The organism is Saccharothrix sp. ALI-22-I (assembly GCF_001984175.1).
GTDB lineage: Bacteria > Actinomycetota > Actinomycetes > Mycobacteriales > Pseudonocardiaceae > Actinosynnema.
The window spans coordinates 152,274-166,423 of the sequence record NZ_MTQP01000057.1 but is presented as its reverse complement, the minus strand read 5'-3'; the positions used below and the strand labels follow the sequence as shown (position 1 = coordinate 166,423).

The 14,150-nt window shown below is 70.9% G+C and carries 17 protein-coding genes and 1 pseudogene; 9 read left to right on the top strand and 9 right to left on the bottom strand.

The window, feature by feature from the left end; translation table 11 throughout:
• Positions 1-14 precede the first annotated feature (14 nt).
• Positions 15-626, top strand: a complete 612-nt coding sequence (locus ALI22I_RS17030; RefSeq protein WP_238598407.1) for a TetR/AcrR family transcriptional regulator — start codon at positions 15-17, stop codon at positions 624-626.
• Here ALI22I_RS17030 and ALI22I_RS17025 read toward each other — a convergent pair.
• The 3 genes from ALI22I_RS17025 to ALI22I_RS50905 form a co-directional block, all read right to left on the bottom strand.
• Positions 607-1,710, bottom strand: a complete 1,104-nt coding sequence (locus ALI22I_RS17025) for a Gfo/Idh/MocA family protein (RefSeq protein ID WP_077006478.1) — start codon at positions 1,708-1,710, stop codon at positions 607-609. The two genes, ALI22I_RS17030 and ALI22I_RS17025, sit on opposite strands and share 20 nt — an antisense overlap.
• Positions 1,707-2,441: a sugar phosphate isomerase/epimerase family protein gene (locus ALI22I_RS17020; protein ID WP_077006477.1), complete on the bottom strand. Its 735-nt coding sequence runs from the start codon at positions 2,439-2,441 to the stop codon at positions 1,707-1,709. The genes ALI22I_RS17025 and ALI22I_RS17020 overlap by 4 nt, the downstream gene beginning before the upstream one ends.
• A 159-nt stretch (positions 2,442-2,600) precedes the next feature.
• Positions 2,601-2,738: a hypothetical protein gene (locus ALI22I_RS50905; protein WP_179118257.1), complete on the bottom strand. Its 138-nt coding sequence runs from the start codon at positions 2,736-2,738 to the stop codon at positions 2,601-2,603.
• Between the two features lie 31 nt (positions 2,739-2,769).
• Here ALI22I_RS50905 and ALI22I_RS17015 point away from each other — a divergent pair, with 31 nt between their 5' ends.
• Entirely contained in the window at positions 2,770-3,510 is a 741-nt protein-coding gene (locus tag ALI22I_RS17015) for a GntR family transcriptional regulator (protein WP_077006476.1), read from the top strand.
• A 289-nt stretch (positions 3,511-3,799) separates the two neighbouring features.
• On the opposite strand, the gene ALI22I_RS17010 is transcribed toward ALI22I_RS17015, so the two are convergent.
• Positions 3,800-4,882, bottom strand: coding sequence for a polyprenyl synthetase family protein (locus tag ALI22I_RS17010; RefSeq protein ID WP_077006475.1), 1,083 nt, complete (start codon positions 4,880-4,882; stop codon positions 3,800-3,802).
• A 486-nt stretch (positions 4,883-5,368) separates the two neighbouring features.
• Between ALI22I_RS17010 and ALI22I_RS49265 the strand changes: the two are divergent.
• From ALI22I_RS49265 to ALI22I_RS16995, 3 genes and pseudogenes are all read left to right on the top strand, one after another.
• Positions 5,369-5,524, top strand: a pseudogene (locus tag ALI22I_RS49265) (1-deoxy-D-xylulose-5-phosphate synthase N-terminal domain-containing protein); the annotation flags it as partial.
• Positions 5,525-5,638: 114 nt separating this feature from the next.
• Entirely contained in the window at positions 5,639-6,319 is a 681-nt protein-coding gene (locus tag ALI22I_RS17000; RefSeq protein ID WP_077006474.1) for an SDR family oxidoreductase, read from the top strand.
• Positions 6,320-6,341: 22 nt separating this feature from the next.
• The gene (locus ALI22I_RS16995) at positions 6,342-6,968 is read left to right on the top strand and encodes a DUF4230 domain-containing protein (RefSeq protein WP_077006473.1); all 627 of its coding nucleotides are present in this window, start codon (positions 6,342-6,344) and stop codon (positions 6,966-6,968) included.
• Here the strand turns inward: ALI22I_RS16995 and ALI22I_RS16990 are convergent.
• Positions 6,952-7,656: a TetR/AcrR family transcriptional regulator gene (locus ALI22I_RS16990; protein WP_077006472.1), complete on the bottom strand. Its 705-nt coding sequence runs from the start codon at positions 7,654-7,656 to the stop codon at positions 6,952-6,954. The genes ALI22I_RS16995 and ALI22I_RS16990 overlap by 17 nt on opposite strands.
• Positions 7,657-7,752: 96 nt before the next feature.
• Between ALI22I_RS16990 and ALI22I_RS16985 the strand changes: the two genes are divergently transcribed.
• Positions 7,753-8,331 carry a DUF4386 domain-containing protein gene (locus tag ALI22I_RS16985; protein ID WP_077006471.1) on the top strand — a complete coding sequence of 193 codons (579 nt, stop codon included), beginning with the start codon at positions 7,753-7,755 and terminating at the stop codon, positions 8,329-8,331.
• 112 nt (positions 8,332-8,443) lie between these two features.
• Positions 8,444-9,346: an RluA family pseudouridine synthase gene (locus ALI22I_RS16980; RefSeq protein WP_077006470.1), complete on the top strand. Its 903-nt coding sequence runs from the start codon at positions 8,444-8,446 to the stop codon at positions 9,344-9,346.
• On the opposite strand, the gene ALI22I_RS16975 is transcribed toward ALI22I_RS16980, so the two are convergent.
• Positions 9,343-9,918, bottom strand: a complete 576-nt coding sequence (locus ALI22I_RS16975; RefSeq protein ID WP_238598406.1) for a DUF305 domain-containing protein — start codon at positions 9,916-9,918, stop codon at positions 9,343-9,345. The two genes, ALI22I_RS16980 and ALI22I_RS16975, sit on opposite strands and share 4 nt — an antisense overlap.
• Positions 9,919-10,012: 94 nt before the next feature.
• The gene (locus ALI22I_RS16970) at positions 10,013-10,756 is read right to left on the bottom strand and encodes a lytic polysaccharide monooxygenase (RefSeq protein WP_077006468.1); all 744 of its coding nucleotides are present in this window, start codon (positions 10,754-10,756) and stop codon (positions 10,013-10,015) included.
• A gap of 197 nt (positions 10,757-10,953) precedes the next feature.
• On the opposite strand from ALI22I_RS16970, the gene ALI22I_RS16965 reads away from it, so the two are divergent.
• Together ALI22I_RS16965 and ALI22I_RS50900 are read left to right on the top strand one after the other, a co-directional pair.
• A complete protein-coding gene (locus tag ALI22I_RS16965; RefSeq protein ID WP_143532244.1) occupies positions 10,954-11,970 on the top strand; it encodes a C40 family peptidase in 1,017 nt (338 codons plus the stop codon).
• Between the two features lie 10 nt (positions 11,971-11,980).
• Positions 11,981-12,142 carry a hypothetical protein gene (locus ALI22I_RS50900; protein WP_179118256.1) on the top strand — a complete coding sequence of 54 codons (162 nt, stop codon included), beginning with the start codon at positions 11,981-11,983 and terminating at the stop codon, positions 12,140-12,142.
• A gap of 51 nt (positions 12,143-12,193) precedes the next feature.
• Here the strand turns inward: ALI22I_RS50900 and ALI22I_RS16960 are convergent, their stop codons facing one another.
• Both ALI22I_RS16960 and ALI22I_RS16955 read right to left on the bottom strand, forming a co-directional pair.
• A complete protein-coding gene (locus ALI22I_RS16960; protein WP_077006466.1) occupies positions 12,194-13,261 on the bottom strand; it encodes a glycoside hydrolase family 19 protein in 1,068 nt (355 codons plus the stop codon).
• 142 nt (positions 13,262-13,403) lie between these two features.
• On the bottom strand, positions 13,404-14,060 hold the full coding sequence (locus tag ALI22I_RS16955) for a maleylpyruvate isomerase N-terminal domain-containing protein (RefSeq protein WP_077006465.1): 657 nt from the start codon (positions 14,058-14,060) through the stop codon (positions 13,404-13,406).
• Positions 14,061-14,150 lie beyond the last annotated feature (90 nt).

Below are 14,150 nucleotides of genomic sequence, written 5' to 3'. Positions count from 1 at the left end.
CATGATGTCGGCGTGTGCGAGACGACGGCCGGCCCGTGACGGGCGGTTACCTGAAAGGCCGAATCCGCCGCGAGGACATCATCACGGCGGCGGTCGCGGTCTACGGTGAGGCCGGGTACCACGGCTCGTCGCTGCGCGAGATCGCCAAGCGCGCCGGGATCACGCACGCCGGGCTGCTGTACTACTTCCCGACCAAGGAAGCGCTGCTCGCCGCAGTGCTGGAACGCCGGGACGCGGAGGACGCCGAGCGCGAGCAGCTGGAAGCCCCGCCCGGTCTCGACGTCCTGCGCCACTTCCTCGCGCTGGCCGAGCACAACGTCCGCCACCCCGGCATCGTCGAGCTCTACTCGCGCCTGGCCGCCGAGGCCGTCGCCGTCGACCACCCCGCGCACGACTACTTCGTCCGCCACTACCGGGGAGCGCGCGAAGGCGTGGTGGACTCGTTCCGGGCTCTCGCGGACAGCGGCGAGCTGCGCCCGGACGTCGACCCGGCGACCGCGGCGCTGACGTTCATCGCACTGATGGACGGCTTGCAGGTCCAGTGGCTGACCACACCGGACGAGGTGGATCTCGTCGGCTCGCTGCGGTTCTACCTCCGGAACCTGCTCACCGTCCCGCTCGACTAGACGCGTGCGGGTTCCAGTCGACCGGCAGTGCGGGCGGCGGCTCGACCGTGCTGGTGACGTCCACCGAGTGCCCGAGGGCGATGGAGTCCTCCATGGCCAGCATCGCGTCGAGCACGTGGTAGGCGAGTGCGCCGGACGCCCGTTCCGGATCACCGGCCCGGATCGACCGGGCCAGCTCCAGCACGCCGGTCCCCCGTGACGCCGAATGCCCTTCCGCCGCAAGCGTTTCCGCGCCGTCGAACAGGTGCAGCGCGGTGTCGCCGTCGAACCCGTTCGGGTCGGGCAGCACGGCGGTGCCGAGCGTGCCCGCCACCTCCACGAAACCCGTGCGCGGCAACGCCGAGTCGAAGCTCAACACCACCTGCGCCGACCCGCCGCGCGCGAATTCGACCAGCGCCGTCACCGTGGTCGGCACGGTCACCGCGAACTCGACGCCCGCGCGCGGACCGGACCCGATCACCCTCATGTCCCGCGCCCGGCTCCCGGTGGCGGTGACGCGGCGGATCGGGCCGAGCAGGTGCACCAGCCCGGTCAGGTAGTACGGCCCCATGTCCAGCAGCGGCCCGCCACCGGCCTGGAAGAGGAACTCCGGCGCGGGGTGCCAGCTCTCCGGGCCCGGTGTCTGGAACAGGGCGAGCGCGGTGCGCGGTTCCCCGATCCGGCCCGCGTCGACGGCGCGGCGCGCGGTCTGCCACCCGGCGCCCAGCACGGTGTCGGGCGCGCACGCCACCCGCAGTCCCCGTTCGGCGGCGCGGTCGAGCAGGGCGCGGGCGGACTGCCGGTCCAGCCCGAGCGGTTTCTCCAGCCACACGTGCTTGCCCGCCTCGATCGCCGCGAGGCCGACCTCGACGTGCGCGGCCGGGATGGTCAGGTTGACCACCACCTCGATGTCCGGATCGGCCAGCAGTTCCGCGACGCCGCACGCGCGCGGCACGCCGTGCCGGGCGGCCTGTGCCGCCGCCCGCGCCGGGTCGAGATCGGCCACGGCCAGCACCCGCACGTCCGGGAAACCGGTCAGGTTGCTCAGGTACGTGTCGCTGATGACGCCCGCGCCGATGACGCCGACGCCGACCGGAGCGCTCATGCCCCGACCCCGGCCAGGAACGCGTGGCTGGCCGCGATCCCGTCGAACACGTCACCGTCGTAGGCGTCGAACTCGACCACGTGCAACGCGTCCGGCGCGGCGGCCAGCACCTCGGCCACCGGCACCCGGCCCTGCCCGGCCGGCACCTGGCCCGACCCGTCCTGCGCGAGACCGCCGTCCTTGACGTGGATCGCGTGCACCCGATCGCCGAGGCGGCGCAGCAACGCGGGCGCGTCCTCGCCGCCGACCGTCGCCCAGTAGGTGTCAACCTCCAACACGACGCCGGGGTCGAGCTGGTCGGCCAGCACCTCGAACGCGCTGCGGCCGTCGATCCGGGACGCCAACTCCCACCAGTGGTTGTGGTAGCCGACGCGGACCCCGTGTTCGGCGGCGACTGCGGCGGCGGCGTTCAGCGCGGACGCGGTGGCGGCGATGTCCGCCGGATCACGCCACTTCTCGGGTGCCACAAAGGGATCGATGACGACTTCGACGCCGCAGTCGGCCGCGGCGGCGAACACGGCGTGCTGGTCGGCCCCGATGAGCTGCGCGTGCGCGGTCGGCGCGGTGAGACCGTGTTCGGGCAGCGCGGTGCGCAGGACGTCCGCGTTCTCGACGACCCCGTAGGGCTCGACGCGGGTGAAACCGATCGCGGCCAGCCGCCGCAGGGTGTCGGTGGGATCGGCGGCGAACACGTCGCGGACCGAGTACAGCTGCACGGAAGTCTTGCCCATCCCCAGCTCCTGACGTCGGCGGCAGTGCGTGCGATGCCCGCGGCGGGAACACCGGCCGGGACACCACTTGGAAGCGCTCCCAAGATTTCTACCACGTGGTAGAAATGTTCACCAGGGGTCGTCACCGGACCGGCCGAAACCGGGAACGGACCTCACCGGCTACCGGGAGAACGCGGTCTCCACGGCGGCCAGGTGGTCGGCGGTGATGCCGGTGGCCGGGTCGACCGCGATCAACTCCGCCAGGTCGCGGCGGCGGTGCAGGAATGCCTTGACATGTCCGACGACTTGTCTGAACATGTTGTCGAACAACTAGTCGACCGGGGGCGGCATGAGCAAGGCGGCACGGGTGGCGGAGGCGTTGCGGGCGGAGATCGTGAGCGGCGGGTTGCGGGCGGCCGGGCCGTTGCCCAGCGAGGCCCGCATCGCGCAGCGGTTCGACGTCTCACGCGGCACCGCGCGGGAGGCGATCGGCCAGTTGCGGCAGGAAGGTCTCGTGGTCTCCTACCAGGGCAAGGGGTCGTTCGTGCGGGCGGTGGACGAACGACCCCGGCACACGCACACGCGGTTCCTCGCCGCCGACCCCGACGGCAACTGGGTGGACGTCGCCACCCGCGGTTGGGACCCGATCGAGCGGCCGACCACCTACCGCGGCACCGCGTCGGCCGAGTTGGCGCTGGCGCTGGGCGTCGAGGAGCACTCGCCGCTGTTCGTGCACGACCGGCTGTTGGCCGACGCCGAAGGACGCCGCCAGGCCCACCGCCTCTACCTGCCGATCGCCACCGTGATGGCGTTCCCGGCGCTGGAGGACGAGCCGTTCGTCACGCCCGAGCAGCTGTACAAGGTGCTGCGCGACGGCGGCCAGGAACTGCGCTGTCACGACTTCCTGCGCGCCCGCGTCCCCTCCCCCGCCGACGCCGCCACCCTCGACATGACCGAAGGCCTGATGCTCGTGATCCGGCGCGCGGTCCGGGGCACGGACGGCCGCACACTCGCGTTGGAGGAGACCAAGCTGTCCGGCCACGACACCCAGGTGATGATGCAGGTTTCCGTGTCCGGACAGGGGAACTAGCGCCGCCCCTGCCGGTACTACCGGGGCGGGCCCCACGACCTACTGGACACGCATGGCCGACTCAGTAGGGGTGGCTTCGGTGGGCGCTCCACCGCCGGAGTCGACCTGAGGTGAGCAGACGGCGCCCACCATCGGCGCGAACGGCGTGGCGCCCGTGAAACCGGCGGTGAACAGGCACGCCGGCCCGTACAGCGAACCGTCCGCCCGGGTGGTGAGAGCACCTGGCGCGCGCCGAACGCCTTGTGCAGGTCGACCGCGCGCAACGTGAAGTCGGGTGTGGACATGCCGGTCACCTGGCGCGGCGGGTCGCGCAGGTGACCAGCTCCGCCAGCGGCGGCTTCGCGGCGGGGTTCATCGACGCCGCGCGCAACGCGTTCAACGCCCGGTCGGCGCGGATCGCGATCAGCCGCTCCACCCGTTCGGCCGCGCCGGTCGCGCGCACCACCTCCCGCAGCAGCGCGGCCTGGTCCTCGTCCAGGTCCGGTTCGCCGTGCAGGGCCGAGATCACGTCCCGCTGGCCGGGCGTGGCCTGCTGCCACGCCAACGCCATCAGCACGGTCGCCTTGCCGCCGCGCAGGTCGTCCAGGTCGGGTTTGCCGGTCACCCGCGGGTCGCCGAACACGCCCAGCAGGTCGTCGCGGAGCTGGAACGCCTCGCCGACCGGCCGGCCGTAGGAGCTGCACGCCCGCATCAGCGCCGCGTCCCCGCCGGCCAGCACGGCGCCGATGCGCAACGGCAGTTCCACCGAGTACCGGGCGGTCTTGAGCCGGATCACCCGCCACGCCGACCGCAGCGGGTCGGCCTTGGACCGCGAGTCGCCGCCCAGGTCGAGGTACTGCCCGGCGATCAGCTCGGTGTGCATGGTGTGCACCAGCGCTCGCACCTCGTGCCACCGCGCCTCGTCCACGCCCGCCCGGTCCAGCAGTTCGTCCGACCACGCGAAGCACAGATCGCCCACGAGGATCGCCAGGTTCACGCCGAACCGCTCGGCCGCCCGCCCGTCGTCGTCACCTCGGCCCTCGAACCGGTCGGCCAGCAACCGGTGCACCGTCGGTCGGCCACGGCGCAGCGCGGAGCGGTCCATGATGTCGTCGTGCACCAGCGCGAAGGTGTGCAGCATCTCCAGTGCGGCGCCGGTCCACACCACCGCGCGATCGTCGGGTGAACCGCCCGCGGCGAGGAAACCGCAGTGGCAGAACTGCGGCCGCAAGCGCTTGCCGCCGGCGATGAACGCGCGCAGCACGTCCACCAGCGGCAGCAAGCACGGGTCCGGCGCGGTGCGCGCCTTCTCGGTCAGGAAGCGGTCGAGCGTCGCGTCCACCTCCGCACGGACCTCGGCAAGATCGCCGCGCACGGCGTCGATGACAGTCATGGTTCCTCCACAGGTGCGAAACTCCGACCGGGTTCCGGTGAGGACGACGCGGGGAGCGAGGGTGATCGACACGGCGTTTCCGGCGAACGGACGCGGTCACGTCCCGGCGATCCGAAGCTAACACCCGTGGGGCGCGACCGGTGGTGCGCGACGCCCGCCGACCCGTTCGGGGGCCGCCCAGGGGCGGCTCACCTGCGCTTCTCGCCCGCACAACCGCCCTTTGACGTGGAACAACGCCATCACGCGACGCTGAGGTGCGCTGGTTCCCCGATTTTCCGGAACGACACACACACGTCCGTGTGGCAGCCGGGATCTCGTTCGCGTGAAACGTGTCAACTCTCTTGAACCGGCTGCGGAGCGTCGGGCACGTTCGCCTCATCCCGGTTGCCGCAAGGGCATTCGAGCGCCAGGAATGGCCCTATGACCGACACCACCATCCTCCCCAGGGCTGTCCGCGCACCGGGTCCCGTGATCACGGGACCCGGCGGCCTGTCCGGCTACCCCAGCCGATCGGAGTCCGTGCACGACCTGGTGGAGAACTCGCACGCGTCCACCGCACTGTCCTATGCGGACGGTCTGGCGCGGGCGGCGCGGTTGCGCGGCGAGCACGACCGGCACGTGGTGGCGGTGGTCGGGGACGGCACCCGGCTGCGCGCGCTGCTGGACGAGGGTCGCACTTGACCTAGTGGGAACCGGTTGCTGCACTCGTCCGCCCGGCGGCGGACAATGGCGTCATTCGGCTTCGGGAGGGGCGGTATGGCGGACGCGCCGGTGGCGGTCGTGACGGGTGGGAACCGGGGCATCGGGCGGGAGGTGTGCCGTCAGCTGGCCGCGCGGGGGCACGTCGTCGTGCTGACCGCGCGTGACGCGGCGAAGGCCAAGTCGGCGGCCGAGCGGTTGGGCGTCGATCACCACCAGCTGGACGTGACCGATGACGCGTCGGTGGCGGTGCTGGCCGAGTACCTGTCCGAGCGGTACGGGCGGCTGGACGTGCTGGTGAACAACGCGGCCATCCACTACGACTCGTGGCAACGCGCGTCGTCGGCCGACCTTCGGGTGGTGCGGGAGGCGATGGACACCAACTTCTACGGGCCGTGGCGGATGGTGTCGGCGTTGCTGCCGCTGCTGCGGGCCGGGCGGCACTCTCGGGTGGTGAACGTGTCGAGCGAGGCCGGGTCGTTGGCGTCGATGGGCGGTGGGACACCGGCTTACGGGACGTCGAAGGCGGCGTTGAACGCGTTGACGTTGATGTTGGCCGCCGAACTGCCGGGCATCCTGGTGAACGCGGTGTGCCCCGGGTGGGTCGCCACGGACATGGGCGGCGCGGGCGGGAGGCCGGTGAAGCAGGGCGCGGCCGGCGTGGTGTGGGCGGCGACATTGCCCGACGACGGTCCGACCGGCGGATTCTTCCGCGATGGGAAACGGATTCCCTGGTAGGGGGTTTGGGTACGTTGGTGCCATGAGGTGGCGCATCGGTGTGGCGGTGGCGGTGCTGGTCGTGGTCGCCGGGGTGGTGGCGGCGGTGTTGGTGGTACCGCGATTCGGGTTGCCCGGCAGCGACACCGTCGATCGGAGCCAGCCGGCGTTGTTGAAGTCGTTGCGGGATCTGAGCCAGTACCACGCTTCGGCCGGCGACTTCCAGGTGGTGCTCGACATCGAGCGCGACGTCCGGTACGTGCCGGCGGTGTTGGCCGGGCAGCGGACGTTGTTCGTGGCGGCGGGGACGGTGAACGCCTACGTCGACTTCGGCGGGTTGGCCGAGGACGCGATCAAGGTGTCGCCGACGGCCGCGTCCGGTGAGGCCCGGCTGGTGGAGTTGGCGTTGCCGGGGGCCAAGTTGGACAAGCCGAACCTGGACCAGGAGCGGTGCTACGTGTTCGAGCAGGAACGCGGGCTGTTCGACCGGTTGGCGTCGCTGGTGGAGACGCAGGACCAGCAGCCGTTCTACGTGGCGGCCGAGCAGAAGATCGCGGACGCGGCCCGGGAGTCCGGGCTGGTGCAACGCGCCGAGGACAACACCCGCAAGATGCTGACCGGCATGTTCGGCGCGCTGGGGTACCGGGTGGAGTTCAAGAACCAGGCCTGACGCGTCCGCCGCCGCCGTCGTCGTCGGGAAGCCACCCGGCGAGGGCGTCGAGGATCACGCCGAGCCCGAACTCGAACTCGTCGGCGAAGTCGGTGCCGGGTTGGAGCACGTGCGCGGTGGCCATCTCGGCGAGGTGGGGGTAGTCGTCCGGGGAGAGGTGGCGCATGATCTCCTCGGTCACCTCGGCGGCGGTGTCGGGGCTGTGGAAGGGAAGCGCGGCCTCCTGGACGGCGAACCCGTACACGTAGCTGTCGAGCAGGGCGTAGGCGTGGGCGGTCATCTCGACGGAGAAGCCCGCGCGGCGCAGGGTGCCGATGGTCGCGTCGTGGTGCCGCAGGGTCGCGGGGCCGGGGGCCGTCCGGGACTCCAGCAGCCCGATCGCCCACGGGTGACGCCTGAGCACGTCACGGGCGGAGGTCGCGCGCCGGTGCATCTCGTGGCGCCACTCGCGGCCGGGTGACGGCAGTTCGATCCGGCTGAAGACGAGATCGACGATGCCGTCCAGGATCTCGTCCTTGTTGGCGACGTGGTGGTAGAGCGACATCGGCTTGACGTCGAGTTCGTCGGCGAGCGAGCGCATGGTCAGCGCACCGACTCCCCCGGCGTCGGCGATCGCGACGGCGGCGCGCAGGACCCGGTCCCGGCTGAGCGGGGCGCGGCCCGCCGATCGGTCGACCTGCTTCGACATCCGACCTCCCTGGTGACACGTCCGTACTTAGTACGCTACCGTGCGCCTTACTTAGTACGGGAACAGGCCCGCCACCTGTGACGGAGGGATAGAGCCATGTCGTCGAGAGCCATCGGACGGGCCGTGGGCGCGTTGTTCCTGCTGGCGTTCGTCGTGTACATCGCGGGCGAGGCGCTGATCGGCGTGTCGGAGGTGGGGGCGCTGCTGATGTTGGTCGACTCAGCCGTCGTCGCCGCCATCGGAGTGCTGGTGTTCCCCGTCCTGAAGCCGCACGACGAGGTCACCGCCCACGCTTACCTGATCGGCCGAGCGGTCGAAGCGGTGATGCTGGCCGTCGGCGTCGTTTTCCTGCTCCTCCTGATGCCGCTCGGCAACCACTACAGCTACCAGATCGCAATGATGTCGGTGGGCACCGTCGGCGTGCTGTTCTGCCGGGTCCTGTTCCGGGCGCGACTGGTCCCCCGCTTCCTGGCGGTGTGGGGCATGGCCGGTTACGCCGTGTTCCTGGTGGGGGCCGCGCTCGAAGTGCTCGGCTACGGCGTGGGCGTGGCGCTCTCCGTTCCCGGCGGCCTCTTCGAGATCGCTCTGGGAGTCCTGCTCATCGTGAAAGGCTTCCCCGCGCACGCGGCGCCCCTCACCCACCCGGCGGCGCAGTTGTCCACAAGCCGCACCTGAGCGCCCCGAAATTGTCGTGCCCTGCCGGCAGAATGAAGACAGGGGTCCCCTGGAGGGGACGGCTGCGAAGCGTGGCCGTCGGCCGGGTGGGCGCCGCGTATGCTGCCGGGCGATGAGGCGCAAGCTCCGGCCGCCGCTCGACCAGCGCCACGGCCTCGACCCGGCACGTCTGCGGCTGCCCGACGACGGGCCGTGGGCGACTGTTCGCGATCACCTGGTCGAGCGGTTGCCGAGGGTCGCGCCCGAGCGGATCGACCTCATGCTCGCCGAAGGCCGCGTCTTCGACCTCGCCGGGCCGATCGCGCCGGACGCGGCGTTCGCGCCCGGCACGTCGGTGTGGTTCCACCGGGACCTGCCCGACGAGGTCGCGGTGCCGTTCGAGATCGGGGTCGTGCACCGCGACGACGCCATCGTGGTGGTCGACAAACCGCACTTCCTGGCCACCATCCCGCGCGGCAGGCACATCGTGGAGACGGCGCTCGTCCGGCTCCGCCGTGATCTCGGGCTGCCGCACCTGATCCCGGCGCACCGGTTGGACCGGGTCACCGCCGGGCTGGTCATGTTCGTGGCGGACCCGGGTCTGCGCGGCAAGTACCAGACGTTGTTCAAGGACCGCTTGGTGCACAAGGAGTACGAGGCGATCGCGCCCTACGCCCCGGCGTTGACCCTGCCCACGCGAGTGAGCAGCCGGATCGTCAAGGTCAAAGGCGTCATCACCGCGCAGGAGGTGCCGGGGCCGCCCAACGCCGAGACGCTGGTCGAACTGGTCGAGCACCGCGACGGGTGGGGCCGGTACCGGCTGGTGCCCGCCACCGGCCGCACGCACCAGCTCCGCCTGCACATGGCCTCGCTGGGCGTGCCGATCCGGCACGACGACTTCTACCCGGTCCTGCACGAGAAGCCGCTGGACGATTTCACCGACCCGCTCCAGCTGCTGGCGAAGGTGCTCGCGTTCACCGACCCGGTGACCGGCGAGCACCGCCGCTTCACCAGCGGGCTGCGGCTCGACTTCTAGTCCAGGTAGCCGAGCAGCTGCGCGATCTGGGCGGTGCGGGACTGGAAAATCCGCTCCGCCAGGTCCTTTGCCTGCGGGTTGACGCCGCCCTCCTTCTCCAGCTTCGCGATCGCCACCGCGTTGTGCTGGTGGGCGATGAGCAGGTTCAGGAACGCCTTCTCGAACTCGCCGGAGCCGGTCGCGGCGAGTTCCGCGATGGCCTCCGGGCTGGTCGAGTGGTCGCCTCCGTGACCGGCGTGCAGCTGCGGGTTGTCGCCCGCGGTCTCGGGCTGCTCCCAGTCGGCCAGCCACCTCGTCATCAAGTCCACTTCGGACAGCTGGGTGACCTCGATGGCCGCCGCGAGGGTCTTCACGTCCGCGCGCACCGCGCGATCCTCGGCCAGGCGCACGATCTCCAGGCCTGCCTTGTGGTGCGGCACGGACATCTGCAGGAACATCACGTCGGTCGCGTTGAACTCGTCGCTCTCCACGACGGTCGACGCGGGCGGTGGTGCGGCCGCGGGAGCCGGACCACCGGAGCCGCAGCCTGCCAACACGAGCAGTCCGGCCACCAGGGCCGTGAGGCGTCGCAAGGGATTCCTCCTTCGCCGGAAGGCCCGCCCGCGCCGTGACAGGGCGGGCGCGGACGGGCGGTGTGTCATCCGGCCTCGGCCAGGAGCACTGTGATCAGAGCCGCTGCCACAGGGCCGGCGTGTTCGGCGGCTCCCAGCCCACGAGGGACGTGTGGGCCTGGGTGCAGCGGTAGCTCGCGCCACCGTAGGTGACCTGCGAGCCGACCGGGTAGGCGGTGTTGGCCGCCCACGTGCCGCCCACCGGGGGCGCGGTCGTGGTCGTCGTGGGCCGCGTGGTGGTGGTCGGCGGGGTGGTCGTGGTCGTCGGGTTCCCGCCACCGGAGCCGACCTGGAGGTCGACGCACGAGTAGAACGCCATGGGCGTGTCGACGATGTTCCAGATGGCCAGCAGCTTGATCCGGCCGGTGCGACCGCCCAGGCTCACGTTGTGCGACACGGTGGCCCCGGGCTGCCGGCCGCCGTCGTCGACCACGGCGATCCTGGTGCCGCCGACGTAGTACTCCCACGTGCTGGTGGCGTGCCGGGCGGTGAGCGTCCAGTTGAACGTCACGCTGTTGCCCGCCGAGGTGGCGGGCCACGCCCGACTGTCGTCGTCGAGCTGGGCGAACTGGCTCAACCCGGCGTGGCAGTTGCGTTGGCCCTTCGGGCCTTCCACGCTCTGGGGCTCGTAGATGATCGGTCCGCAGTTCGAGACGCGGCCCTGCGCGCACATCGCCTGCCGGCTGGGCGGCGACGAGATGTAGCCGTGCGCGCTCGCCGTTCCCGCTGACACCACGACGATGAACGGTGCGATGCCCACGCCGGCGAGAACCGCCGCGAGCTTGCGTTTCAGGCTCATGTGTCCAGCTCCTTCGACAGGGGACCCGACGGTGGGTCCCCCTGGCAGGGTCGATTTCAGCGGCGGCCGGATCACGCGTTTTCGTGACGTATCGCGAACAGGGTGTCACCCAACGCGACGTGGTCTAGACCATAATCGGGAACGTCATCCGGGTCAAGGAGCTGAACCGACCGGTCCAGGCGCACGTAGCCCTCACTGTGAACGGACATCCCGGTAGGCGTTCCACCGCACTGGCCGCGGCCGTCGTGGCGCTGCTGACCGTGCCCACGCCGGCGGTCGCGCAGCCCAACGCGTCGGACGCGCTGGCGACGTACGAAGGGCTGGCGCGCGAGGCCGAACGGCTGCACGAGGAGCACCTGAAGGCCCAGGACGACCTCAAGGCCAAGCAAGGCGAACTGGACCGCGCGAACGCCGACCTGGCCGGCGCCACCGCGGTCGGCGACCAGGCCAGAGCCGACCAGGAAGCGTTCCGCGGCCAGGTCGACGTGCTCACCGAGGCGTCGTTCGAGGGCGCCCGGTTCACCCAGCTGTCCGCGCTGCTGGTCAGCGACTCGCAACAGGACTTCCTGAACCGGATGAGCGCGCTGGGCGTGCTCGCCGCGGACAACGAGGAGGCGTTGAACCGCCTGTCCGTCGCCGTGGACACCGCCGAGCAGGCCACCGCCGACGCACAGGACGCCCAGCAGCGCGCGGTCACCGCCGCCGGCGAGGCGCAACAGCTGGTCACCGACCTCGCCGACCGCAAGACGGCGATGGACCGGCAGGTCTCGGACGCGCGGGCGCAGTACCGCTCGCTCAGCTCGACCGACAAGGCGGTGCTCGCCGCGCCCGGCGACACGTCGGCCGTCGCCGTACCCGCGGGCGCAGCCGGCGCGGCACTCCAGTTCGCCCTCGGACAACGCGGGAAGCCTTACGTGTTCGGCTCCAACGGCCCGAACTCGTGGGACTGCTCCAGCCTCACCCAGGCCGCCTACCGCGCGGCCGGCGTGACCATCGGGCGCACCACCTACGTGCAGGCCACCGTGGGCCGGGCCGTGACGAGAGCACAGGTCCAGCCCGGCGACCTGATCATCTACTACTCCGGCCAGTCGCACGTCGCGATGGCCGTGGACAACGTGCGCGCGGTGCACGCGTCGACCGAGGGCGTTCCGGTGAAGATCGCCGACATCGACTCGATCGGTCCCATCAGCGTGATCCGCCGCGTGGTCGGCTGACACTGGCGGAATGGAAGAGCACAAGGCCATCGTGGACGACGGCCGCGTGTTGTGGGCAGCCGAACTGGGGCAGGACTGGCGCGAGGAGTACCGGCGCAACCTGGCCACGTGCCGTGGGTCGAGTCGCCCGGATTCGTTCGGGTGGACCGTTCTCGCGCACTTGGCCCGATGAGCGGCGGGGAGGGACCGTGGCGGCGCACGGCCCCTCCCCGTCTTTTCCCTGTCAGCAGTGCAGGTTCGTGCCCGCGGGCACGCCGAGGATGCCCACGAACCGCTGGTAGGCGTCGACGCGGCTCTGCACCTGCGCCGGGTTGCGCCCGTCGCACTCCAGCGACCCGTTGATGCTGCGGATCGTCTGGCCGAAGCCGTGCCCGTTGACCATCGCGTTGTGCGGGGTCATCGCGCCGGGGCCGGACTGGGTGTTCCAGTACCAGAGAGCGGTCTTCCAGGCCACCGAGGCGTCGTTCTGCACCAGCCACGGGTTGGTCAGCAGTGGCAAACCCAGCGCGTCGCCCGCCGCCTTGTAGTTGAAGTTCCAGCTGAGCTGGATGGGACCGCGGCCGTAGTAGGCCGCCTGACCGGCGGGACAGCCGTACGGTTGGCCCGCGTCGCAGTAGTGCGGGTAGTTCGCCTGGTTCTGCTCGACGATGTGCACCAGGCCGCCGGTCTCGTGGTTGGCGTTGGCCAGGAAAGCCGCCGCCTCCTGCTTGCGGACGGTGTCCGTGCCGGTCTTGGCGAATCCCGGGTACGCGCTCAGCGCGGCCGTGAGCCCGGCGTAGGTGTAGAACGGGTTCCTGTTCGGGAACATCTGCTGGAACTGCGCCTGGCTCACCACGAAACCGCCCGTCGCCGGAGGACTGGTCGTGGTGGTCGGGGTGGAGCCGCAGTTGTAGGGCTCCCAGTACCAGGTGCTGACGGTCGGGTCGTAGCCCGGGTTGTCGTGCTCGGCGATGTAGTACTTGCCGTCGGTGTAGCGCACGATGCTGCCGGCGGTGTACCACTGGCCCTGCACCCACGCGGGGTGGTCGCAGGCCGGCGGAGGCGTGGTGCCGCCGCCGCAGACACCCTGATCGGCCCAGACCTCGGCCGAACCCGGTGTCTCGTTCTGGGTCCACCACTTGGCCTGCCAGTTGCGGCCGGCGTGGGACGCCGTCATGCCGTTGGTGTAGACGGCCGACGAGGTCCACGCGGACGCGCAGGCGGCGGCGGAGGCGGTGTTGGCCACGACGGCTGTCAGTGCCGCCCCGACCACGAAAGCGGCGATCGCCGCCACTACGCGGAATCTCGACACAAGATCACTCTTTCCGTTCGAGCGCCCTCGGACGTGATGTGGGCCACTCAACCGGAAATGGTCTACACCAGTCAAGGGTGAACTCGAAGCTCCTTCGCGTCCTTGGCTGATCAGCGGACCAGCGGGTCAGCGAGTCAGCGGATCAGCGGAGGACGAGCGGGAGTTTCGCTCTCAGTTCACCCAGTTCGGCCTGCTCCGCGTCGGTCGGCGCACGTCGCCCGGTGCCGACCAGCAGGGCGTCCTTGTCGGAGAACGACTCGGGGAACGCGGCCCCGGCGATCTTCTCCAGCATCCCGCGTGACCGGGTGAGGCCTGCGGCGGGCGGTTCCGGCGCGTCGGGGAGGTGCGCGATCAGGTCGAGGTGGTGCAACGTCCATTCCAGGACGTACGCGTCGAGGTAGTCGCCCGCGGTGAGGACCTCGTCGCGTGTGCTGACGCGGATCGCGGGGTCGGCGAGTGCGGCGGCACGACCGGCTGCGGAGCCGACGTCGTCGAGGTGGAACTTCAGCAGCCGCGGCTCCTCGTAGGCGGCGGCCAGCCGGACGGTCAGCGCGTCGAGCGGGTCGTCGCCGGTCGGGGGTGTTTCGGCGACGTTCCAGTAGGTGATCGCGTCCCGGGTCGGTTCGGTCTCGGCGGGGGTCACGAGGGTGATCAGGACGTCCTGGGCGTCGATGATCAGGTGGCACACCAGGTCCCGCACGTGCCAGCCGGTGCAGCCGGACGGCCGCGCGAAGTCCTCGTCCGGGAGTTCGGCGACCGCCGTGCGCAACGCCGTCCAAGAGCGTGAGAACAGATCCACATCCACACGGTAGTGCCGTGCGGTGGAGTTGACAGGAGTTGATACCGCCGCACGGGTCAACCGCTTGGTCCATTCACCAGCAGCCAGGGT

Coding starts and splice junctions, on each gene's coding strand:
- ALI22I_RS16980 (WP_077006470.1), top strand. CDS start 8,444: ATGAGGCGCAAGCTCCGGCCGCCGCTCGACCAGCGCCACGGCCTCGAC.
- ALI22I_RS16985 (WP_077006471.1), top strand. CDS start 7,753: ATGTCGTCGAGAGCCATCGGACGGGCCGTGGGCGCGTTGTTCCTGCTG.
- ALI22I_RS16970 (WP_077006468.1), bottom strand. CDS start 10,756: ATGAGCCTGAAACGCAAGCTCGCGGCGGTTCTCGCCGGCGTGGGCATC.
- ALI22I_RS16990 (WP_077006472.1), bottom strand. CDS start 7,656: ATGTCGAAGCAGGTCGACCGATCGGCGGGCCGCGCCCCGCTCAGCCGG.
- ALI22I_RS50900 (WP_179118256.1), top strand. CDS start 11,981: ATGGAAGAGCACAAGGCCATCGTGGACGACGGCCGCGTGTTGTGGGCA.
- ALI22I_RS17010 (WP_077006475.1), bottom strand. CDS start 4,882: ATGACTGTCATCGACGCCGTGCGCGGCGATCTTGCCGAGGTCCGTGCG.
- ALI22I_RS50905 (WP_179118257.1), bottom strand. CDS start 2,738: ATGTTCAGACAAGTCGTCGGACATGTCAAGGCATTCCTGCACCGCCGC.
- ALI22I_RS16995 (WP_077006473.1), top strand. CDS start 6,342: ATGAGGTGGCGCATCGGTGTGGCGGTGGCGGTGCTGGTCGTGGTCGCC.
- ALI22I_RS17020 (WP_077006477.1), bottom strand. CDS start 2,441: ATGGGCAAGACTTCCGTGCAGCTGTACTCGGTCCGCGACGTGTTCGCC.
- ALI22I_RS17000 (WP_077006474.1), top strand. CDS start 5,639: ATGGCGGACGCGCCGGTGGCGGTCGTGACGGGTGGGAACCGGGGCATC.
- ALI22I_RS17015 (WP_077006476.1), top strand. CDS start 2,770: ATGAGCAAGGCGGCACGGGTGGCGGAGGCGTTGCGGGCGGAGATCGTG.
- ALI22I_RS17025 (WP_077006478.1), bottom strand. CDS start 1,710: ATGAGCGCTCCGGTCGGCGTCGGCGTCATCGGCGCGGGCGTCATCAGC.